This is a genomic window from Mucilaginibacter sabulilitoris, assembly GCF_034262375.1.
In the GTDB taxonomy this organism is placed as follows: domain Bacteria; phylum Bacteroidota; class Bacteroidia; order Sphingobacteriales; family Sphingobacteriaceae; genus Mucilaginibacter; species Mucilaginibacter sabulilitoris.
The window spans coordinates 6,429,385-6,451,735 of record NZ_CP139558.1 but is presented as its reverse complement, the minus strand read 5'-3'; the positions used below and the strand labels follow the sequence as shown (position 1 = coordinate 6,451,735).

22 protein-coding genes are annotated in these 22,351 nt (G+C 43.5%); 10 read left to right on the top strand and 12 right to left on the bottom strand.

The features are described 5' to 3' along the window. The first annotated feature begins 53 nt into the window (after positions 1–53). Positions 54–548 (top strand): type II RES/Xre toxin-antitoxin system antitoxin, encoded by a 495-nt coding sequence (gene parS / locus SNE25_RS27235; protein WP_321562176.1) that lies wholly within the window; start codon positions 54–56, stop codon positions 546–548. Further along, entirely contained in the window at positions 548–1,000 is a 453-nt protein-coding gene (locus SNE25_RS27230) for an RES family NAD+ phosphorylase (protein WP_321562175.1), read from the top strand. Before parS ends, SNE25_RS27230 begins: the two co-directional genes overlap by 1 nt. A gap of 66 nt (positions 1,001–1,066) precedes the next feature. On the opposite strand, the gene SNE25_RS27225 is transcribed toward SNE25_RS27230, so the two are convergent. After that, complete coding sequence (locus tag SNE25_RS27225) at positions 1,067–1,756, bottom strand: PH domain-containing protein (protein ID WP_321562174.1); 690 nt, start codon at positions 1,754–1,756, stop codon at positions 1,067–1,069. A 197-nt stretch (positions 1,757–1,953) separates the two neighbouring features. Continuing rightward, entirely contained in the window at positions 1,954–2,943 is a 990-nt protein-coding gene (locus SNE25_RS27220) for a LuxE/PaaK family acyltransferase (protein WP_321562173.1), read from the bottom strand. A gap of 189 nt (positions 2,944–3,132) precedes the next feature. Here SNE25_RS27220 and SNE25_RS27215 point away from each other — a divergent pair, with 189 nt between their 5' ends. Further along, positions 3,133–3,804, top strand: a complete 672-nt coding sequence (locus SNE25_RS27215; protein WP_321562172.1) for a lipid-binding SYLF domain-containing protein — start codon at positions 3,133–3,135, stop codon at positions 3,802–3,804. A 167-nt stretch (positions 3,805–3,971) separates the two neighbouring features. Here SNE25_RS27215 and SNE25_RS27210 read toward each other — a convergent pair whose 3' ends face one another. The 7 genes from SNE25_RS27210 to SNE25_RS27180 all read right to left on the bottom strand — a co-directional run bounded on the left by SNE25_RS27210 (position 3,972) and on the right by SNE25_RS27180 (position 10,283). After that, a complete protein-coding gene (locus tag SNE25_RS27210) occupies positions 3,972–5,498 on the bottom strand; it encodes an IS1182 family transposase (RefSeq protein WP_321566255.1) in 1,527 nt (508 codons plus the stop codon). Between the two features lie 66 nt (positions 5,499–5,564). Beyond that, positions 5,565–5,900 carry a hypothetical protein gene (locus SNE25_RS27205; protein ID WP_321562171.1) on the bottom strand — a complete coding sequence of 112 codons (336 nt, stop codon included), beginning with the start codon at positions 5,898–5,900 and terminating at the stop codon, positions 5,565–5,567. Between the two features lie 107 nt (positions 5,901–6,007). Beyond that, a complete protein-coding gene (locus SNE25_RS27200) occupies positions 6,008–8,443 on the bottom strand; it encodes a penicillin acylase family protein (RefSeq protein ID WP_321562170.1) in 2,436 nt (811 codons plus the stop codon). A 13-nt stretch (positions 8,444–8,456) separates the two neighbouring features. After that, on the bottom strand, positions 8,457–9,020 hold the full coding sequence (locus tag SNE25_RS27195) for a thermonuclease family protein (RefSeq protein ID WP_321562169.1): 564 nt from the start codon (positions 9,018–9,020) through the stop codon (positions 8,457–8,459). A 150-nt stretch (positions 9,021–9,170) separates the two neighbouring features. Next, on the bottom strand, positions 9,171–9,524 hold the full coding sequence (locus tag SNE25_RS27190; protein WP_321562168.1) for a glyoxalase superfamily protein: 354 nt from the start codon (positions 9,522–9,524) through the stop codon (positions 9,171–9,173). Position 9,525: 1 nt separating this feature from the next. Then, positions 9,526–9,849 (bottom strand): ArsR/SmtB family transcription factor, encoded by a 324-nt coding sequence (locus tag SNE25_RS27185; RefSeq protein WP_321562167.1) that lies wholly within the window; start codon positions 9,847–9,849, stop codon positions 9,526–9,528. Further along, positions 9,846–10,283 (bottom strand): SRPBCC family protein, encoded by a 438-nt coding sequence (locus SNE25_RS27180; protein ID WP_321562166.1) that lies wholly within the window; start codon positions 10,281–10,283, stop codon positions 9,846–9,848. The genes SNE25_RS27185 and SNE25_RS27180 overlap by 4 nt, the downstream gene beginning before the upstream one ends. Positions 10,284–10,399: 116 nt before the next feature. Between SNE25_RS27180 and SNE25_RS27175 the strand changes: the two genes are divergently transcribed. Next, positions 10,400–11,005 carry a DUF6624 domain-containing protein gene (locus SNE25_RS27175; protein WP_321562165.1) on the top strand — a complete coding sequence of 202 codons (606 nt, stop codon included), beginning with the start codon at positions 10,400–10,402 and terminating at the stop codon, positions 11,003–11,005. A 70-nt stretch (positions 11,006–11,075) separates the two neighbouring features. Then, positions 11,076–11,333, top strand: a complete 258-nt coding sequence (locus SNE25_RS27170) for a (2Fe-2S) ferredoxin domain-containing protein (RefSeq protein WP_321562164.1) — start codon at positions 11,076–11,078, stop codon at positions 11,331–11,333. A 172-nt stretch (positions 11,334–11,505) separates the two neighbouring features. Here the strand turns inward: SNE25_RS27170 and SNE25_RS27165 are convergent, their stop codons facing one another. Then, on the bottom strand, positions 11,506–12,036 hold the full coding sequence (locus tag SNE25_RS27165; RefSeq protein ID WP_321562163.1) for a ferritin: 531 nt from the start codon (positions 12,034–12,036) through the stop codon (positions 11,506–11,508). 115 nt (positions 12,037–12,151) lie between these two features. Then, positions 12,152–12,514 carry a hypothetical protein gene (locus tag SNE25_RS27160; protein WP_321562162.1) on the bottom strand — a complete coding sequence of 121 codons (363 nt, stop codon included), beginning with the start codon at positions 12,512–12,514 and terminating at the stop codon, positions 12,152–12,154. 211 nt (positions 12,515–12,725) lie between these two features. Between SNE25_RS27160 and pgmB the strand changes: the two genes are divergently transcribed. The 5 genes from pgmB (at position 12,726) to SNE25_RS27135 (ending at position 21,157) form a co-directional block, all read left to right on the top strand. Next, the gene (gene pgmB, locus SNE25_RS27155) at positions 12,726–13,379 is read left to right on the top strand and encodes a beta-phosphoglucomutase (RefSeq protein ID WP_321562161.1); all 654 of its coding nucleotides are present in this window, start codon (positions 12,726–12,728) and stop codon (positions 13,377–13,379) included. Between the two features lie 129 nt (positions 13,380–13,508). Then, positions 13,509–15,818: a glycoside hydrolase family 65 protein gene (locus tag SNE25_RS27150; protein ID WP_321562160.1), complete on the top strand. Its 2,310-nt coding sequence runs from the start codon at positions 13,509–13,511 to the stop codon at positions 15,816–15,818. 4 nt (positions 15,819–15,822) lie between these two features. Beyond that, on the top strand, positions 15,823–16,803 hold the full coding sequence (locus SNE25_RS27145) for an SRPBCC family protein (protein ID WP_321562159.1): 981 nt from the start codon (positions 15,823–15,825) through the stop codon (positions 16,801–16,803). An 11-nt stretch (positions 16,804–16,814) separates the two neighbouring features. Beyond that, positions 16,815–18,536 carry an alpha-amylase family protein gene (locus SNE25_RS27140; RefSeq protein WP_321562158.1) on the top strand — a complete coding sequence of 574 codons (1,722 nt, stop codon included), beginning with the start codon at positions 16,815–16,817 and terminating at the stop codon, positions 18,534–18,536. Positions 18,537–18,682: 146 nt separating this feature from the next. Next, complete coding sequence (locus SNE25_RS27135; RefSeq protein WP_321562157.1) at positions 18,683–21,157, top strand: glycoside hydrolase family 31 protein; 2,475 nt, start codon at positions 18,683–18,685, stop codon at positions 21,155–21,157. 41 nt (positions 21,158–21,198) lie between these two features. Here SNE25_RS27135 and SNE25_RS27130 read toward each other — a convergent pair whose 3' ends face one another. Further along, complete coding sequence (locus tag SNE25_RS27130) at positions 21,199–22,014, bottom strand: SDR family NAD(P)-dependent oxidoreductase (protein ID WP_321562156.1); 816 nt, start codon at positions 22,012–22,014, stop codon at positions 21,199–21,201. Between the last annotated feature and the right edge of the window lie 337 nt (positions 22,015–22,351).

The window sequence follows — 22,351 nt, the reverse complement described above, 5'->3', positions numbered from 1 at the left end:
TTTTTATTGAAATATATTTCTAAATACGACAAATGGTAATTATATTTGTATGTATGTCGTATAAATCAAAGTCAAATGTTAAAAATGAACTGAATGAGCCTATGGCGGCTTATGTGGTTCAAGGCTCTATGCCATCGTTTTATAATTTGCTGGGCAGTTCTAAATCGGCTAAGCTGTCTACCGATTTTGACATTATCAACCTGGCCCGTAAGGGGTTCCCTAAAAGTGTTTTGCTTTCTCTCGCCAAAAAAATATCACTTAACATTCAGGAGCTTGCCCATATATTGCATATTTCGGAGCGTACCCTGCAGCGTTACGATGATGATGCCATTATTAAAACCGAATACGCCGAAAAAGCTGTTGAGCTTGCGCGGCTTTATACTCGTGGGCAGGAGGTATTTGGCTCCGTTGATAAGTTTAAAATATGGATAAAAACACCCAGTCATGTTTTTAAAGGAGAGGCTCCGGTAACCATTCTTGATACTTCTGCCGGTTTCGATATGATATTTAAAGAACTGGGCCGCATTGAACACGGTATTTTTGCCTGATGGTATTGTATCGTATTGCCAAATGCACTTATGCCGACGACTTAACCGGAACAGGTGCACGCTTATATGGTGGCCGCTGGAACAGCGAAGGCAAATCAATGCTTTACCTGGCATCATCCAGATCATTAGCTGTACTGGAGGTTCTTGTGCATTTGAGTCCTTTAATTATTCCCGATAATTTTTGCGTTGCTGAAATTGAGGCGCCCGATCATAGCATAATCCCGATAGATATAGCTTCGCTGCCCGGTAATTGGCGGGATGTATCCGCGCCTGTTATTCTGAAAGAAATGGGCGATGAGGTTTTAAAAAGTAATAAGTATTTGCTCATGAAAGTACCTTCGGCAGTAGTGCCGGCTGAGTACAATTATTTGCTTAACCCCCTGCATCCTGATGCGAAAGATGTACGTGTTATTATCAAAGAACCTTTTGGCTTTGATGAGAGGCTGCTATAAATCAATAACGAAAAAAAGCGATGGATCTTAAATCCATCGCCTTTTTATAATGACTTGATGAGCCGCTTAAAGCTCGCTCAGCAGGTCGAGCTTTTTATGGTTATATTCTTCCTGCGATATCAGACCGTTATCAAACAGCGTTTTCAATTTTTTTAATTTTTCGGTAAGCTCATCGGGCTTTTGTACCTCCTGCACTACCGGGGTCGGAGCTGGCGGAGCAACGGGTGCAGGTGCAGGTTGTGGTGTAGCTACCGGAGCTTGAGCCACAAATGCTTGCTGCGCTGTTGCGGCATGGGCTGCGCCCGGGTTATCAAACTGAATAGAGCCTGATTCAGCACGTTTTTGTTCCAGTTCGCGCTGGCGGCGTGCTTCGCGTTCAATTTCCTTACGTTCCTGGGCGTATTGGTATAGTTTACGGCCCTGGATTTTGGGCAGGTAATCAACCGCCATTTCGGCTCCGTTGGTAGTTTTTACGCTAAATACGGCGCCAATAATTTCTTCTTTGGTATGTACGTCAACAATATCTTTCCAAACAAAGTCAACAAACTTGATAGACAGCCCCAGGTTGGCAGGAGTAAAAAACAATACACGTTTGTTGGTAATGGCTATACAGTCGGGAAATAAGTTTACCAACGGCTTTTTCTGAACTGCTATATAGATGATCTCTTCACCAGACGAAAGCAGGTCTACCAAACGCGAATAAACTTTTTCAACTGCTTTAGGATCCTGATCCTCATTTAAAAATTTCTCAATCATGTTTTCAGCATTTATGATGCGTGCAAAAATAATAATAATACCTGTCAAAGAGTCGAGAATGAAGAGCAAAGAATCAAGAAAACAATTAATTATTGTTTAGATAATACAGATCAGAAAATATTAAATTCCTAACAGTAAACAGATATGTCTTGTTTTTTTCTTAATTCTTGGCTCTTGATTCTTAGTTCTCTGCAATTTTAAGCAATCAGCAAATTACACCCCCTGATGTCCGACTGGTCAAACCGGCCTAATACCTCAAAGGAGCCATTAGTAAAAGTTTTCCCCATGTCCTGTGTGGCAATAAACGAGCAGGAGTTAATGTTGGCCAGATCGATCACATTAATACCGCCTGTTTTGCCATTTGGTAACGTACTGATAGGGTCGTTAGTATCGCGGATGATAATTTTCATCCACGGAGGGCAAACAAAAATACCATCGCCCAATGAATAAGCCTGGGATAACAGTTCGGTCATCCCATACTCGGAGTGTATGGCGCTAACACCAAAGCCATCACATAAAATTTGATGCAGTTCCTCCCTGATCATTTCTTTACGCCGGCCCTTCATACCGCCGGTTTCCATTACAATCAGTTCGGGGAAGTTTATCCGGTAGTTTTCAATAAAATCGAGCAAGCCGAAGGTAACCCCAATTAAAAGCGTAGGTTTTTGGGCATGCTGTTGTTTTTTAAGCTGTTGATAAAGGTCATCATGATTATATAAAAAGAAACCGCTATCTGGGTTTTTTGATTGTTTTATGAGGTCATTAACCATATATATCAATGACGAGCCTTCACGCTCCAGGTAAGAGGGAAGGAGAGCCAGCACGGTATAATCCTTTATATCGCCGTAAAATAAATTGAAAGCATGGCGAAAGCTATCTTCATACCAGGTTTTATCGGTTACATAATGGCTGCTGGTTGTTATACCTGTAGTGCCCGAACTGGTAAAAGTTAGCTCAACTGCTGCCCCGGCGGTGCTCAATACCTTATGCGCTTTAAAAAACTCAATGGGCAAAAAAGGTATTTGTTCGATGGTTTTGACCGTACCGGGATCAACCTTTAACCCCGAAATAAATTGCCTGTAAACAGCACAGTTTTGAGCCTGATGCCTGAATATTTGCAGGGCGGTTGCGTTAAAGTCGTTCGTGTTATTGATAGAAAAAACCTGTTGTTTACCCGGTATGCTCATTGTTGTGCAAAGATAGGAATTAGGATGTGCAGATTTCAAATTTGAGGAACCGGGACACAGTTCCTGCGCATTTAGTTGCACAAATAAATAATATGATGTATTTATTACATGATATATAAAAACAAGTGCACATTTTTGGAGTTGAATATATTAAGAGATACAACAAATTGTAATTTAACGATCATCCCCATGAAAACATTAAAATTTTTGAAGTTCCCGCTTATCTTAAGCCTTTTCTTTGTGCTGATATCGGCCAAAGCAGGTGATAAGGAAACGGAGCGCGTACATAATGCCGCAAACGTATTAAAAGAGTTCGCCAAAATGAAAGAGACCATTCCGCATCAGTTAATGGAGCAGTCTGAAGGAATTGTGATCATCCCAAAACTGATCAACGCTGGTCTTGGTATCGGTGGCAAACGCGGCAGAGGCGTTGCCATGGTTAAACTGCCCGGCGGAAAATGGAGCGACCCCGTTTTTGTAACCTTAACAGGCGGTAGCTTTGGTTTGCAGATAGGCGTTCAATCAGTCGACCTGATTTTGGTATTCCATCATAAAGGTGTGTTAACTAAGGTGGAGAACGGCGATTTTACCATCGGTGGCGATATATCAGCAGCGGCAGGTCCGGTTGGGCGTAGCTCAACGGCAAGCACCGACTATAAATTGCAGGCCGAGGTTTATTCCTATTCACGCAGCCGCGGTTTGTTTGCTGGTATAACCATTAATGGTTCAAATTTAGCTATCGACAAAACAGCTAATGCGAATTTCTACGGTAACTCGTCCTCATCACAGGATATTTTTGCCTCATCAAAAAATGATACTGACGGCGTTAAGGTGCTGAAAGAATCTTTGACTGCTTTTTAACAAAGCCACAAAATAAAAATAGAAAAGAAGCCGTCTCATAAGTCAATTATGAGGCGGTTTTTTTATTTAGAGCGATTTAGATAAGCTATTAGGGAAGGCGGACTGTGTTGGTTTGTTCTGTTTTTTGGATTGGTTCAGCTGTCTTTGGGGAGATAAAAGCCTTTTTCTCAGGCTTTCCATTTTCTGAGGTTATGAGCGATGGATAATAACCCTATTTCTACCTCTGTTTTGGACATTCCTTTCAACAGGAATCGCCTGAAGCCATGGTTATGCTTCAGTTGGGCAAACACCGGTTCCACATCAGCGGGTCTTCGTTTTCGGTATTTGATGCCCTGTTCTGTATTCAATCTTTCCGTCGCTGCCTGTTTATGTTTTCTCAGACTGTGGTTGATCTCGACGATCCGGTTGCCGGGGTTTTGGTGGCATACGCCCCGCATCGGACAGCCTTCACAGTTCTGCGCCTGATAGCGGCTGATCAGCTGCAAAAAACCTGATGAAGTTATCCGCTGCCCGTCTCCGATGTACGCCATACGCTGGCCTATCGGGCAGGTTAGATAATTCTCCGCTTCGTTATAATGCAGACTATCGTTACTGAATGCTTTGATACCTTCTTTTTGTTCCTTGTCGAACGTATTGTATTTGATATAAGCTTCAATACCTTTTTGCTGCAGCACACCATAGTTCTCGTCCGAGCCGTAACCTGCATCGGCAACTATCGCTTTGGGCAGTTCTTTATAAAGGGATTCGTACTGTTCGATAGGTGATGGCAACGTTTGGTAATCGGTCGGGGTCTGGTGCAGCGTGTAATTGAGAATGAACTGCTCTTGAGTGGAGATCTGCAGGTTATAAGCAGGTTTAAGTTGACCGTTCAGCATATGATCTTCTTTCATCCGCATGAATGTAGCATCCGGGTCGGTCTTTGACATACTGTTACGCCCAGCCAATAACTTTTCCTGTTCATCATATTTGGCCAGGTTCTCCCGCCAATGCTTTTTTGCATAGTTCAGCTTTTGTTTTACTTTCCCCGCCACGTCTTCCTTATCCTCCAATGCCGCGTTGATCTTTGAGATCGTTTCTTTCACTTTCTCAGGGTTGATCTCGCTGTATTCCAGCGGTGCGGTGTCTTTGAGTTCTTCAGCAGCAATACTTTGCGCATAGCCCCATAACTCATCAAGCTGGGCTTTCATCTTCTCTTTACTGTTCTTTATGCTTTTACCCCATACAAAAGTGTACTTGTTCGCCACCGATTCGATCTTGGTGCCATCAGTGAAAACGGCCTCTTTCAATGATACAATTCCTTCCTGTTGTAATAAAAGAACGATCTGTGAGAATATCTGCTTTAGTACACCTGATAGCTTTTCACTGCGAAAACGGTTGATGGTATTGTGGTCGGGCTTTTTCATGCCCAATAACCACATGAAGTGAACGTTCTGTGCCGCCTGGTCTTCCAGTTTACGTGAGGAATACGTATTGGTCAGATAACCATAAACCAGCAGTTTCAGCATCAGCCGGGGATGAAAACTCGACGCGCCGCCGCCTTGGTACTTCCGGTTGAGTGGCTTGACATCGACCGCGTCAACCACCTGTTTAACTATCCGTACCGGATGACCTGCCGGTACCAATTCTTCCAGTTTATACGGTAAAAACGTTAACTGGTCCGGATCATATGCCTTAAAGACTACCTTGCCTCCCATGTCTTTAAGATACACAAAAAACCGCCCCATATTTGACTTATGAGACGGCTTCTTTTCTATTTTAACTTATTTTTCGAAGGCCCGCTTTAATAACAGACCCGAAAGCGCGGCAAAGCCACTCACCAGGCCGCCTATTATCCCGGTAATGAACAACAGGTAGCCCCAGCCGGGTAAATGAAATAACGCTGCCACCCTTTTTGCCAAAATATGGTCATTGGGGATGCTTTTGAACAGGGCCAGCACTATCCACACAATAAATACTGCCAAAAATCCCGACCAAAATGCCTGCATAGCTGTTTTACCTGCAAAAAATGCCGCCGAAAACGCGGCAATAGCCACCACCCACCAGGGCAGGAAAAAACCGCTTGCAAATGATAATATGAGTATGATGAGGAATAACATAATGTTTATTTTTTGTTAGTTTAGTATAAGGTAGTTAGTATAAAATATCAAGATATCTGTAGTTTTTCGATACTTTTTAAAAGTCATGATACTTTATACTTATACTGCTATTTACTGCCTATGTTTAAAGTGCTTTTTATACGGTCGGACATTTCATCGTCCGATTGCAGGAACAGCAGTTCCTTCAGCTGGCCTTTTTGCCATGCTTTGAGCATATCGCTGTAAAAAAAGCTGCCTGGGTTACCTGACTCCCCACCGGGTAAAATGCCATAGCCTTTTACTTTGGGGCCCATTTGTACCACCATGCGCCATGACGGACCGTGCCCGTTATTCAGCGCATTAACGGTTGAGCCTGTGCCACCGGTTGGGAAATTACCCGAGCTGAATGCCTCCTGCCGGGTAAGGTGCATTATCTCCATTTTTTTAACATTTCCCCAGTCCCAGCTTTTGCCCGGTTTGCCAAATTGTTTAACCAATTCGGTAATGGCGGCTTTGTATGATTGATTTATAATATCGGCGCAGGTTTCCTTCGCAGGGGTTTTTATATTGTCAAACCATTTGGAGTCGGGTTCTTTTAGCAATAGCTGTTCGGTACGGTCAACAGACGGGTAGTTTTCCTGCAGGCTTTTATCTGCGAATTCATCGCTCCAGATCATGCTGTACATTTTTTGCCACCAGGTATTTAATATGGTTGAGCCGGTTGATTGTATGGTAAAATCCTTGTCCCAGGTTTTTAACATATTGAGAGCTGTTAACTGTGTTTTATCCAGCTTTGATACATCAACGTATTTTAACATGGTTGGTAAAATATCCTGCGCGCGGATGCTATAGGTATCTGTTTGTAAAATACGCATACTATCTATAGTGGCGTGTTGCATGACTGTAAGCCGGTCGTTAATGCGCTTGCCGCGTTCATAAGGCGCAAATGACCAGTTGATGTAATACGGATAAGATGGATCAGTTGATGATTGATTGGCCGAACTTACAAAGCCCCGGGGCGGATTTTTAACCGTAGGGTTCTGATCAAAGGGGATCCAGCCATGCCAGTCGTCGGCAGGGTCGGTGCCATCCAGTATAAATTTCCCCTGGTCTTTATATTTTAAAGGATATTTTCCGTTGGGGGTGATGGCAATGTCATTGTTCTTGCTGGCAAACACAAAGTTTGATGCCGGGGCATTAAAATAGGTAAGCGCCTTACGATAATCATCATAATTTTTGCCCTTGTTTAAAATGTACATGGTCATCAACTCGTCCGACTCATCATGGGCTATCCATCTGAGGGCATCACCTACGGGTACAAAATCGGGCCCGTCGCCTTTTTTTGCCTTGCTTTCATAAACTACCGGGCCATGGTGGGTATAAATGACGGTATCGTACAAAGGTGCCTGCCCGCGTATATTGATCACCTCAACCCTGCGGTTGGTTTTGTTCCACTGGTTGTTGTACCAGTATTCTTCTTTTTTACTGTCTTTGAATTTTATCTGGTACCAGTCAAGTACATCTGCATCAACATTGGTTATGCCCCAGCTAATGTTGTTATTGAAGCCCAATATTACACAGGGCGAACCTGGTAACGATACCCCATAAACATTTACCGATGGCGCAGTAAGCTGCACCTGGTACCATATAGATGGAAAGGTGAGGTTTAAATGCGGGTCGTTTGCTAAAATAGGATAACCATTGGCTGTTTTACTGCCCGATACCGCCCAGTTATTGCTGCCAATACCCTCGGCTTTTACCACACGCTTAGCGCTGTCATTCATCTGGGCCAAAAAGCTTGCTGATTGTTGCGGAATAGCCAGTGGTTTAAAATCCCATTTGGTACCTACAGGAATAATGGGGTCTTCATGCATGGGGTAATCCGGGAACAGATCATTAGTGGTAGCAGGGCCAAAGTGTTTTAAAATATTACTCATGGCAAACTCGTTGGAGCCGCCGGCCAGGGTTTCGCTCATGAGCTTGAGCAAAAATGCGCAGTTGATAGGCTGCCAGTCTTCCGGAGCATAATCAAGCATTTTAAACTCAATAGGGTATTGCCTTGGGTGCAACCGATGAATATACGCGTTAATGCCATCGGTATAGGCCAGTATCATCTGGCGTACGGCAGGTTCCTGCATCATGGCCTTTAAGGTTTTTTCGGCGCCAAAAACCATGCCCATACGGCGGTGGTAGCGATCAACCTCCACCAGTTGCGGGCCAAGTACTTCGGCCAGCCTGCCCGCTGCCTGCCGGGTTTGAATATCCATTTGCCAGAGGCGGTCTGTAGCGGTTATATAGCCCTGTGCATAATACAGGTCGTGCTCGTTTTCGGCAAAAATATGGGGGATGCGATTTTCGTCGTATTTAACCGTGACCTTGCCGGTAAGACCGGGGAGCATTAAATGCGTTGTTGGTAAAAGGTTCTTGCTTTCTGCATTTTGCCAAAAACCATCCGCCGGACTTAAAAAATTGCCAATCGGTGGTACAGGGCCAAATTTTCTTTGCAACGCCCAAATCAATATCAGTGTAAAGGCTATGGCTGAAAAGGCTTTGATAAACTTCATAGGTATGTTATTGCTATAAAGTTAGTATTTTAAAAGGTATACTCAAGCTTTGGTTTACGCTTCCGGTAATGTTTTTTAGCAGGCTTATGTTCCGTACTTGAAGGTTTCTTTTCTCTGCGAAATTCCCAGGGCGGGTGGGGTTAGCATCCTGCCAGAGGCCCAGCTTGTTTTCGCGGGCCTGTTGTTCTAAATCGGCTAACTCAACGCTTTTTGAATAAGCTTTATATTGCAAGGCATAACCGTTCTTTACCAGCTGATAATTTACATTGGTGCCATCGGTTAAAAGTACTACAGCGACGGTGCGGCCATAGCGGTCTTTGGTATCGCCCACCAGTTTAACATCCTTGCCAAAACATAAGTCGGAGGTGAATTTTTTAGCCGCCTGCCCAAAAGCCTGTGATTTTTCGGGACAGTCGACCTCTGCAAGACGCCCGGTGACCTGTTGATTATCGTTAGTGAGCAAGCCTAACGTGTCGCCGTCTTTTATTTTTACTACTTTATAAAGATTATCGGGCCGGGGATTACAGCCCCATAAAGTAAAAAGAACGATAAGGAATAAGACAGAATACTTTTTCAAATGTGCAGATGTTAGATGTGCAAATGTGCAGATGATTTTTTAAATTTTTTTGTCAGAACCACGATTAAACAGATTAAGGTAATTTTCACTATTTTAAATCAAATCCCAAAAATCTGATAAATCTGTTTAATCGTGGTTCAGACAATATCATTAATCAGCATGCAGGCTTACAGTATTGCCATCCGGATCTTTTACTGAAAGAAATTTACCCCATGGCGTGTGGTCAACTTCGCCCAGTTTAATTCCTTTGGCGGTAAGGTCGCGAATGTCGGCATCAAGGTCATCGGTTTTAACCACAAAGCCGCGCAGGCTTCCCGCTGTCATTTCCGGGAACCAGGTTACCAGCGTAATAGAAACGGCAGCACCCGGGAAGGCCATCTGGATCCAGTACTGATCAGGGCCGAAGGGAGCTTCGGTAACAACCTCAAAGCCCAGCTGCTGGTAAAATGCCTTTGCTTTTGCCTGGTCGGTAACCGGGATGGAAATAATTTCAATTGCTTTCATGTTATTTAGTATTATGTTTTTGATTTAATAGGTTTTCGAGGTTTTGCAGTTTGTTGTTCCAGAACTTATCAAAGTAGCCCAGCCATTGTTTTACCTCATCAAAACCGGCAGCGTTCAGTTCGCAATACCGTTCACGGCCGCTGTCTTTGATCAGGATGAGGCCGGCCTCATACAGCACTTTTACATGTTTGGAAACTGCCGGGCGACTAATATCAAAATTACCCGCAATGCTGTTGATAGACTGTTTATCCTGGGAAAGCAGCATTAATATGGCGCGCCTGCCCGGGTCGGCAAGAGCCTGAAAGGGGTCTGTGCTTGTTCTCATGGCATTTCATTTAATACTTTACCCATCCGGCGGGCGATTCCTTTTTTCCATCCGTTTTCCATAAACATACTGGCAATCATGTTTTTGAAACCTTTAAAGCCGCTATGTTCCAGCACCATCCGGGTTCCTTCGCCGTCAGGTTCCAGTGTCCATGTGAGCAGGGTATCTAAACCAATAACACCGGGGCGCGGACCGCCTTTCCAGGTATATACCAGTTTTTGATTAGGCACCACCTCAAGCACTTCGCAATAAACAATGCCATCCCAACCCATTTTGGGCAGAGGTTTGCTATGAAACTGAAATTTGTGGCCAACTACCGGCTTAAAATCATTTTTCATTAACCACTGGTTTACCAGCTCGGGCGAGGTGAGGCACTCCCAAACCTTATCGGGCGAATGCGGGAAGTACCATTTAATAACAAGATCTCTTTTCATTATGTGTAACTAACGGGTTACGCAAATATATATGTAACGTTTGGGTTACGCAAATATAATTTTTATTATTTGGCAGGGGTTTTTATTAACTATATATTTAGTTTAAAAATAATTCAATGAAATCAATACTTATAAAAATCGCTTTTCTTATTGCACTTATGTCGGGTTATTTTATTGTTGCGCCGCTTGCCCAGACTGGAAAAAAGAATACCGCATTGATTAACCAAATTGATACCATGTTTAAGTATGATCAGTTTTGGCGTAAGGAGTATCTTAAGGTGCAACGGAAAGAAAAATCGGTATACAGCGACGAAACCATCCAGCGTAAATGGAGCGAAACAGACCGGGCCAATGAAATAAAAGCTAAAAAGATCATCAGGAAGTTTGGATACCCAGGATATAACCTGATTGGTGAAACAAGCAATGATTTTTGGGCGATAATACAACACTGTGACGACGATGTGCCTTTTCAGGAGCATGTGCTGTCTCTGATGAAGAAAGAAATAGATAAAAGTAATGCCAGTAAAAGGAATTACGCGTACCTGGCTGACAGAATTTTGATTAACAAAAATCAGAAGCAAATTTATGGCACCCAGCTATCAAGGAATGACAAGACCGGTAAGTTTTTACCCTTTCCATTAAAATACCCTCAATCGGTTGATAAATTGCGCAAACAAATGGATTTGGAGCCCTTGGCAGATTATGTGAAAAATTTTGAATGATCTGGAAATGACGCAAATGGAACTTTATTGTGTTAACTTTGTTGCTGTTTTATATTAAGCAAAGATTATCATGAGTAAGTTTACCATACCCGATAAAGTACTTTATGTATGTACCGGGAGCAAATGCGGAAAAAGGGGAGGTAAGGATATGTATAAACTTGCAAAGTCATACGCCAAGCACCATCACGGATCGGAGGAGATTGAAGTTATTGAAACAGAATGCACCGACCGATGTAAATACGCGCCAGTGTGCAGCATTCAACCGGGTAACACCTGGCTAAAGGAGTATCACGCTAAAGATGTTTTGAAATTACTGGATTTGATATAAATCCCTGATATAATTGTCTCATTATTAGACTCACCCTGACATCGCTTTGCTCGCCATCCCTCTCTTCGCCTTCGGCGGAAAGAGGGCATTGAATGAGTTGAAATAAAATAAAAACCCTCTTTTCACCTTCGGTGGAAAGAGGGTCGTCCAGCGTAGCGCAGACGGGGTGAGTTTACGCTTCGCTATCGTATTTGATATCGCCAACATGTTTGTCGATCTGCCATCTGCCGGTACCTTCTTCGCCGATAACTTCAAACAGTTCAAGGGCGCGGCGGGCTTTGTATTCTTCTTCACGTTGCTCTTTCAGGAACCAGTTTAAAAATTCCATACTCACAAAATCCTGCTCTTTCATGCAGCGGGCATAAATGTTTTTGATAGAATTGGTAACGCTGATCTCCTGGTCCAGCGCTTCTTCAAACACTTCGCGGAATGAGTTATATTCCTGTTTGATACCTGTTACCTCTGGAGATATGGCATTGCCGCCCATATCCAGGATGTATTTGTAAAATTTTAGCTGGTGGTGTCTTTCTTCTTCGGCCTGTTTAAAAAAGTATTCAGACGAATAATCATAGCCGTTACGGTTGCACCATGAAGCCATTGATAAATATACAGATGAAGAGAATGCCTCTTTCTTTACTTGCTGATTTAAAAGCGTTTCAATGTCACTTGAAATAAGGCTTTTTATGCGGAGTAGGTCTTTCATGTCCTTTTAAATTGAATAGTTGAATAAACTTATAATCAATATTATATACAATAATAATGCTATAAGTTTACATTAGTTCAATTTAAACGCAATATGAATTTAATCTAAATAGGTTTTATGCCGGGATACTGCAAAGGCGATCGTGCAGAATGTGGTTAAGTTCAAGCATTACAAAAGTACCTTCCAGTAATTCTTTCAACGCGATGATCTGCAACAATGATAGTACGTAACAATGATCGCAGGCGCAAATGAATATGATCTCCACATCCGGATCTTTAGTGGTATTAAGCAGGGTTTGCTCAATATCTATATGATAAACCGCTTTGCGTAACTTTAGCAGGCAACGATAATCAAATTTGGCAACCTTGCCGGCAAAATCAACATACCAGCAACGCTCGGCGTCGCTTTGGTAAATAGCCCCTGATGATGTTTTAAAAACATCTGTCCAGCGATCTGTTTCTGTAACGGTGGTAATCATATAGCACCACAAAGATTATTATTATTTATAATTAATCCAAATAAAGCGATTCTTTTTTTATTAACATACCCCGCAGGGGGTATATATTATGCGTGTGGATTCCACATTACATCAGCAAAATCGACATTTTAAAGTTATGTCATAATTGATTGTTTTAAATTACATTATAACAGGTTTTTAATATTTTAGAGGCCACATATACAGTAGAAAAATGAACAATATAAAGGCCTGTATTTTTGACCTCGACGGTGTAATTGTTGATACGGCTGTATACCATTATAAAGCCTGGAAACGCCTGGCAGCCGGGCTCGGTTTTGATTTTTCCGAACACGACAACGAGCGCCTGAAAGGTGTAAGCCGGATGCGCTCATTGGAAATAGTGCTGGAATGCGGCGGGGTAACTAAAACCGACGCTGAAAAAGAACAACTGGCCGCCCAAAAAAATACCTGGTATACAGAAATGATAAACCAGATGACGCCTGCCGAAATTTTACCCGGCGCACAGGAGTTTGTACAAAGCTGCCGCGACGCCGGTATTAAAACCGCTTTAGGTTCGGCCAGTAAAAACTCCATGACCATATTAAACAAGCTCAACATCGTTAACCTGTTTGATGCCATTATTGACGGCAACAAGGTGAGCAAAGCTAAGCCCGACCCCGAAGTGTTTTTAAAGGGTGCGGAAGAGCTGAGCATTGAACCCCAGTTTTGTGTGGTATTTGAAGATGCTATAGCCGGAGTTGAAGCAGCCAAAGCAGGCGGCATGAAAGCGGTAGGCATCGGCGATGCGAACATATTGCATGAGGCGGATATGGTAGTAAGCGGACTGGATAAGGTTACGTTGGAGCAGTTAGAAATACTACCATAAAAAAACACATCATGTCATTGCGAGGAGGAACGACGAAGCAATCGCGAATTTGTAGGTTCGCTTTGTATAGCATGCGATTGCGACGCTGCGCTCGCAATGACATAAAAATATTTTAAATACGATTACCCAATGAAAAACTACATAAAACCTGATGAGTGGAGCATTATTGAAGAGGGTTTTGATCCGCATCATCATCAAATATCCGAAAGTATATTTAGTTTGGGCAATGGCCGTATGGGGCAGCGTGCCAATTTTGAGGAAGCTTACAGCGGGCAATCTTTATTAGGTAATTATGTGGCCGGGGTGTATTATCCGGATAAAACCCGCGTAGGCTGGTGGAAAAACGGTTATCCCGAATACTTTGCCAAAGTACTTAACGCCGCCAACTGGACAAGCATCGATGTTAATATTGATGGTGAGCAACTTGATTTGGCCAAATGCGAGGTAAGCAGTTTTCGTCGCGAGCTAAATATGAAGCAAGGCTATCTGAAGCGAAACTTCAGGGCCAAAACAGCAACCGGCAAAGAGGTGGAAGTGGAAGCCATTCGTTTTTGCAGTATGGCTGATGACGAGACCGCCGCCATTAAATACACCGTCACCCCGCTAAATTTTAGCGGCAATATTACCCTCACCCCGGCCATCGATGGTGACGTGGTAAATAAGGACTCAAATTACGATGAAAAATTTTGGGACGAGGTAAGCAAGGCTAATCAGCCTGAAGGTGGTTATATAGTAATGCGTACCAAAAAAACAGGGTTTGAAGTAGCTACCGGTATGCAATTTACCGTACTGCAAAATGGCAAATCTGTTCAAATTCAAGCGGAAGCTATCAATAAAGAAAAATATGTAGCCTCAAAAGTTACCTTACAGGCGCAGCAGGGACAAAGCATTGGCATTATAAAATATGTGGCCAACTTGTCTTCGCAAAATCATAAGCCCGAAGAATTGGTTGATAAATTAAATGCCACATTAAACCGCGTTAGCCAAAAAGGTTTTGATACCATGCTGGCCGAACAAGCCGCAGCATGGGCCAAAAAATGGGAGCATAACGATATTATTATTGAGGGCGATGTTTCTGCGCAACAGGCTATCCGCTTCAATATATTCCAGCTAAACCAAACCTATACCGGGGAAGACGACCGCCTGAACATTGGCCCTAAAGGCTTTACCGGCGAAAAATATGGCGGCTCAACATATTGGGATACCGAAGCTTATTGCGTACCATTTTACCTGGCCACCGCCGACCAGAATGTTACCCGCAACCTGCTGCTGTATCGGTATAAACAATTGGGTAAGGCCATTGAAAATGCCGCCCTGCTGGGCTTTAAAAACGGCGCTGCACTATACCCCATGGTTACCATGGACGGTACGGAATGCCATAACGAATGGGAGATCACCTTTGAGGAGATCCACCGGAACGGTGCTATTGCCTATGCTATTTTTAACTATGTGCGATATACTGCCGATGAGGCTTACCTGGCTGATTATGGTTTGGAGGTATTGCTTGCCATTGCCCGTTTCTGGTCGCAAAGGGTTAACTGGTCGGCCGATAAGGGTAAATATGTAATGCTGGGGGTAACCGGACCAAACGAGTACGAAAATAATATCAACAACAACTGGTACACCAATACGCTGGCAACCTGGTGTATGGGTTATGCCCTGGAGGTTGCCGAGAAAGTAAAGGATTCATCGCCAGAACAATACGTAGCGCTATTGGCCCGTATAAGTTTTGACGAAGTTACTGAGATAGCTAAGTTCAGGGACATTATCGAAAAAATGTACTATCCATATGATGATGCACAACAGGTGTTTTTGCAACAGGACGGCTACCTGGATAAAGAGCAGATCCTGGTAAAAGACCTGCCCGTGGCCGATCGCCCGCTGAACCAGAAATGGAGCTGGGACAGGATATTGCGCTCCTGCTATATAAAACAGGCCGATGTGCTGCAGGGTATTTACTTTTTTGAGGACAGGTTTGACACAGAAACCATCCGCCGCAACTTTGATTTTTATGAGCCGCGTACGGTGCATGAGTCGTCATTATCGCCCTGTGTACATGCCATTTTAGCTGCCAAGTTGGGCGATGAGGAGCGGGCTTATGAGTTTTACCTGCGTACGGCCCGCCTTGATCTTGACGATTATAATAACGATACCGAGGATGGCTGCCACATCACCTCCATGGCCGGAACATGGATGTCAGTGGTGGAAGGTTTTGGCGGTATGCGGGTACGCGACGGCAAGCTGTCGTTCCACCCCTTTATCCCCGAAAAATGGACTTCCTTTTCGTTCCACATGGGTTTCAGGGGCGCGCTGCTTAATGTAAAAGTGAGCAGGGATGGCGTACAGCTTAAAAACTTGTCTGATAAAACGGTAAGTGTGGTGGTGTACGGCAAAGAGCAGATAGTGAATGCGAATACTGAATTATTGATAAAAGCATAATATTATGAAACTTCAGCTGCGTGTTACATTAGCCATTTTTGCTGCAGTTGCTTTTGCCTTTATTGTACGCTATTTGTTTGCCATTGATAGTTTGAGTGCCCTTTACAGTGTAATGACTGTAACCTTTCTGCTCTGCTTGCCATTTGGAGTAGGTTATTTAACAGTTTATATATGTAAGGACGAAACCGTTGAATATTCTGCAGCCGCATTTTTTGTACCTTTTATTCCCATATTCATTTTCTTTTTTGCAACACTGTTAATTAAAGTGGAAGGCATGGCCTGCTGGATAATGATCATGCCCATATTTTTGATCCTGGCGGGATTGGGAGGTATTACTGCCCGGTACATTAAGTTTAAAAAACGCGACAAGAATAAAACCTTTGTTTACATTGTACTACTGCTGCCATTTTTTTTAAGTCCGATTGAAAAAATGATTGGTGCTATACCCGGCACCTATAAAGCTTACACCGAAATTGATATCCGTGCTTCCAAAGAGCAAATATGGAAGAACGTAACACGTGTACGAGCCATTGATAAACAGCAGGATAGCGCGGCATTCACCAGGTTTTTTGGCTTTCCGCGGCCAATTAAAGCCGAATTGGATAAAGAAGCTGTTGGCGGCAGGCGTAAGGCTATATTTGATAAAGGCCTGGTTTTTGATGAGGAGGTAACCGCTTACCAGCCGCTTAAATCCATGACGTTTACCATCCATGCAAATCCTTATGACATTCCATCGACCACAATGGATAAACATATTGTGGTAGGGGGCGAGTTTTTTGATGTGCTCAACGGAACTTACCAGTTAGAGCGCTTAGACGCAATTAATTGCAGGCTGCATTTATTCAGCACTTTTAAATTGAATACCACTTTTAACTTTTACGCGGGTATCTGGGCCTCATGGATCATGAAAGATATTCAGCAAAATATACTGAAAGTGATCAAGGAGCGATCAGAATCGGAAGCCCGTATTGTAGTCCATACCTAATACATAATCCTATGGAAACATCAACCAATCATAAACTCATCATATACCAGCTGCTCCCGCGCTTGTTTGGCAATGCGCAAACACTCAACAAACCCAATGGCTCTGTTGAAGAAAACGGTGTTGGCAAGCTTAATGATATTACCGATAAAGCCCTGCAGGAAATCAGGGGCATGGGTTTTACCCACGTTTGGTACACCGGTGTAATTGAGCATGCAACCATGACCGATTATACGGCCTTCGGCATCGCCAACGATGATCCGGATATCGTAAAGGGCAGGGCCGGTTCTCCATATGCCATAAAAGATTATTATGACATAGCACCCGATCTGGCTGTTGATGTGAACAACCGCGTTGGCGAATACGAGGCACTGATACAACGCACCCACAACAACGGGCTAAAAGTGCTGATGGACCTGGTGCCCAATCACGTGGCGCGTACCTATGCTTCGGACGTAAAGCCGGATGGGGTGCGTGACTTTGGTCAGGATGATGACAAAAACAAGGCTTTTGATGCAAAAAACGATTTTTACTATATCCCCGGGCGGCATTTTGTAGTCCCGGCGGGATACAATCCGGGTGGTGATGAATTGAGCACCCCGTTAAAAGATGGGAGGTTTGATGAAGATCCGGCCAAAGCAACCGGCAATGATGTGTTCAGCGCCACACCGTCTATCAACGATTGGTTCGAGACCATGAAACTGAACTACGGAGTAGATTATCGCGACTATCGCCGGGGATATTTTGACCCGATCCCGCCGTTGTGGAATAAAATTTATGATATTTTATGCTACTGGAGCAAAAAAGGGGTAGATGGCTTCAGGTGTGATATGGTAGAGATGGTGCCAATTGAATTTTGGGCATGGGTAATACCAAAGCTAAAATCGGCCTATCCCGGCACGGTGTTTATCGGCGAAGCCTATGATAAAAACAAATACTACGATTATATTTTAAAAGGCGGGTTTGATTACCTGTACGATAAGGTTGGCCTTTACGATGCCATTAAACGCCTAACCCGCAATGAGTACGGCGCAAGCACCTGGGAAATCAATAATGTGTGGAATAATCATAGCCGGGATATTGACCAGCACATGCTCCGTTTTATGGAAAACCATGACGAGCAGCGCATAGCTTGCGGTGATTTTGCCGGCAATCCATGGCTGGCCGTTCCGGGTATGATAGTAACAGCTACCTTGAACACCGGGCCGGTAATGGTTTATTTTGGGCAGGAAGTTGGGGAGCCAGCACTTGGCTACCAGGGTTTTAGCGGTAATGATGGGCGTACTTCCATATTTGACTATTGCGGCGTGCCCGAGCATCAGAAATGGCTTAACAACGGCGCTTTTGATGGCAATAATTTATCTGACGGTCAGAAAAGCTTGCGCGGCTTTTACCAAACCCTGCTCAATGCCGTACACAACAACGATGCATTAAAAAACGGCAATTTTTATGAGCTGATGATGGCCAATGAGCATCAATCCGGTTTTAACCAATTGCTATATATGTATATGCGTTATACGGATGAACAGCAAATACTGGTGCTATGTAATTTTAACCGCGAAGCCCGAAAAATATGGATAAAGTTCCCGGATGATCTGCTTATGAGATTAAATCTGGGTGGTGGTAAACAATTAAATGACCTGCTGAGCAGTGCTAAATTTAGTACAAAGGATGTTTGGCAGGGGATAGAAATTGAATTACAAGCATCATCAGGCATGCTGCTGAATGTGGAATGATGCACAATTGTTAATAAAAAAATAGAATTAAACGGCCCATATAAGCGTTAATGGCACGGTTAATGGTTTTTTCGTTAAACCAATAGTTGTATATTGCGTAATAAGGACACTTTATAATAATATTTGCAGAACCCTAATAATTTTGAATGGAAAGTAATATACCAAATGAAGAGCTGATAACGAGTAAGTTAATTGAAAATGGAAATTTGTTGGAAGAAGAAGAGGAATTTCATCATTTAAATAATCCTGCTGATGGCATTAAACCCATCATAAAAAAATATCTTGGCATTCCTAACCATGCCGACCAGTTAGGTAATAAATTCTGCTTTACAGATGGCGATGCCAAAGTTGAAGTAGTAGTGGTGACCGACGAAATTATAAGGGTTAGGCTGGCTCCGCACGGCGTTTTTCTGGAAGATTTTTCATACGCGGTGCCCAAGCTGGTACATAAAGCTGCCGAATTTGGCTTGTTTGAAAACGAGGATGAATTTCGGGTAGCCACTAAATCGATAAACTGTCATATCCGCAAAGAGGATTTCTTTATTTCTTTTTCTGATAAGAATGAGCACGTTACCAGTACCGATGCCGTACCCATGCACTGGGAGGAGAACGTGCAGTTTGGCGGCTATTATGTTTTTTGCACTAAAACCTGCAGCCCCGATGAAAGCTTTTTTGGGTTGGGCGATAAGCCCACCGAATTTAACCTGCGCGGTAAACGCTTAAAAAACTGGAATACCGACGCGTATTCCTTTGCCCGTAACCAGGACCCGCTATACCGCAGCATACCTTTTTACATCAGTGTAAACGAGGGTATAGCGCACGGTATTTTCTTTGATAACACTTTTAAGGCGCAGTTTGATTTTGGTGGTGAAGATACCACCAAAACAAGTTTCTGGGCCGATGGCGGCGAACTGCAATACTACTATATCCACGGGCCGCATATGATGGATGTGGTAAAAAGTTACCACATTTTAACCGGTACGCACCCCATGCCGCCGCTTTGGGCGCTTGGTTATCACCAATGCCGCTGGAGTTATTATCCGGAATCGAAAGTGAAAAAAATTGCCAATGGTTTCCGCGAAAACAAGATCCCCTGCGATGGCATTTACCTGGATATTGACTACATGGACGGCTACCGTTGCTTTACCTGGAATCGCAAATATTTTCCCGATCCTAAAAAAATGATCAGTGAGCTTGCGGCCGATGGCTTTAAAACAGTAGTAATTATTGACCCGGGTATACGGGTTGATGATAATTACGAAGTGTTTAAGCAGGGTAAAGAGAACCGCTATTTCTGCCGCCGCAGCGATGATTATTTTATGGAAGGCCATGTGTGGCCGGGCCGCTGCCAGTTTCCTGATTTTACCAACCCCGAGGTACGTACCTGGTGGGGTGGTTTGTTTGACGAGCTGGTACAGATGGGCGTTGCCGGTGTTTGGAATGATATGAACGAACCCGCCGTATTTGGCGCAGGCACCTTCCCCGATGATGTTCGTCACCAGTACGATGGTTTCCGCGGTTCGCACCGTAAGGCACATAACATTTACGGCATGCAGATGGTGCGCTCCACCTACGAGGGGCTACGTAACATCATGAAAAATAAACGTCCTTTTACCATTACAAGGGCGGGTTACTCTGGCGTTCAGCGTTTTTCATCTGTGTGGACAGGTGATAACGTAGCCTCCTGGGAACATCTAAAATTGGGTAATATACAATGCCAGCGCTTATCTATCTCTGGTATACCGTTCTGCGGTACCGATATAGGCGGCTTTAGCGGCGAGCCCGATGGCGAACTGTTTACCCGCTGGATACAGATGGGCACCTTTTCGCCGTTTATGCGCGCGCACTCTGCCGGCGATACTAAGGAACGTGAGCCATGGAGTTTCGGCGAGCCATTCACGGCCATCAACCGTAAGTTTATTGAGCTCCGCTATCGTTTAATACCATATTTGTATTCAACCTTTTGGGAGCATCACCGCTATGGCTTCCCTATATTGAGGCCAATTGTGATGCACGAGCAGGATGTAACGCTTAACCATTTCCGCCAGGATGAATTTACTTACGGTGATAAAATACTGGTATGCCCGGTAATGGAACCCGGTCAACTCACCCGCAATGTATATTTACCTAAAGGCAAATGGTTCAACTTCTGGACTTACGAGCTGGTAGATGGAGGCAAAGAGGTACCTGTTGCAACCCCGCTTGAAACCATGCCGGTATTTGTTAAAGCCGGTGCGGTAATACCCGAATACCCGGTGATGCAGTACGTAGGTCAGCAAGAAATTGAAGAGGTAAAACTGAATATCTATTATACCGACTACGAAGTTAACTCCTTCCTGTTTGAAGATTACGGCGAAACCTTTGCCTATGAGCAGGATATTTACCTCGAAAAAAAATTTGTGGTAAACGGCAATTCAAGGCAATTAACCATTAACCAAAGCATGGAAGGTTTATATACCCCACGTTATGAGGGTTATCATCTTAATATAATTGGTTTACCGTTTAAACCCGGCAAAATAGTTGCCGACGGTAAAGCAGTAAGCGATTTCACCATCAATACCGACGGTACGGTAGAATTCAAGTTCAGTAAAAACTTTAAACATATCGAAATTTTGAAATAAACAGAAAAGGCCCCATAATCGGGGCCTTTTCTGTTATAAACTTAACCCCGCGCTTGTTTAAGCCAGTTTTTTTTCCACTCCTGAAAATCTTTGGCGATAATTTCCACGTCATTTAAACCGTTGGATTCGTCGGCACATAAGAAGAGCACCGATTCTGCCATCACCTCCGGGCGTAAAAATGGTATAGTTAGCTTTGCCCTGGAGTCTTCTGGCACCATGCCTGTTTCTGTGGCGCCTCCCGGCTGAAGCTGGTTCACCGTAACCCCATATTCCATCAGGTCCTGAGCCATGATATGTGAAAGTGAGTCAGTTCCCGCACGGGATGGGCCATACGGAATAAAACCCTTCCGCTTTTTAGTTCCCTCGCTCACCCCAATGTTAATGATACGGCCGCCACCGGTCTTTATAAAATATGGAACTACAACTTTAGCAACTAAAAAATATCCGGTAAGGTTTGTATCGATCAAATCGCGGAATCCGGAAGAGGAGATCTCCCAAAAAGGTTTTGGATCCGTCAGGAAATTCGGGTTTACGGTTTGCATTCCAATTCCCGCGTTATTGATCAGTACATCGATGCCACCCAAAAGCTTTTCCATTTGGATAACGCCCGCTTCAATCGACTGCTCATCCCGCACATCAATCAGTACCCCGGCACACTGCCCGGAAAGAGATTGAACAGATGAAACCGCCTGATCAATCTTATCCTGATCCCGTCCGGTGATCAAAACTTTTGCGCCTTCTTTAACCAAAGCCTGGGCCATTGCTAACCCTAATCCGCTGGTAGCGCCGGTTATTAGTACACGTTTCCCTGTTATTCCTGAATAATTACTCCTGTTTTCTAATGATTCTTCGGACATGCTTATTTAATGGATTTTGAATCTTTAATAACATCAAATATAAATTAATACAAGATTGAAAATGTTTAGTAATGAATCAAGATCCTACTTATTGAGTACTTTTTTTTTTCTACGACATATATTGCTTATATTTGTATATAACACAGCCCGGTTTTCTATAGAAGGAAATTCCGGGCTGTTTTGTTATCAGAATAAAGCGAAAAAAGCAGGGCTATTTGACATTTAGTATGCTGATTATCAAACAATTTAACGCTTCTTAAAATTTCAAAACCGAGTCGGGATTTAATAAAAAAGTGTTAAAATGATGGTTTTGAATAAATTTTAAACAGTTTTTGCC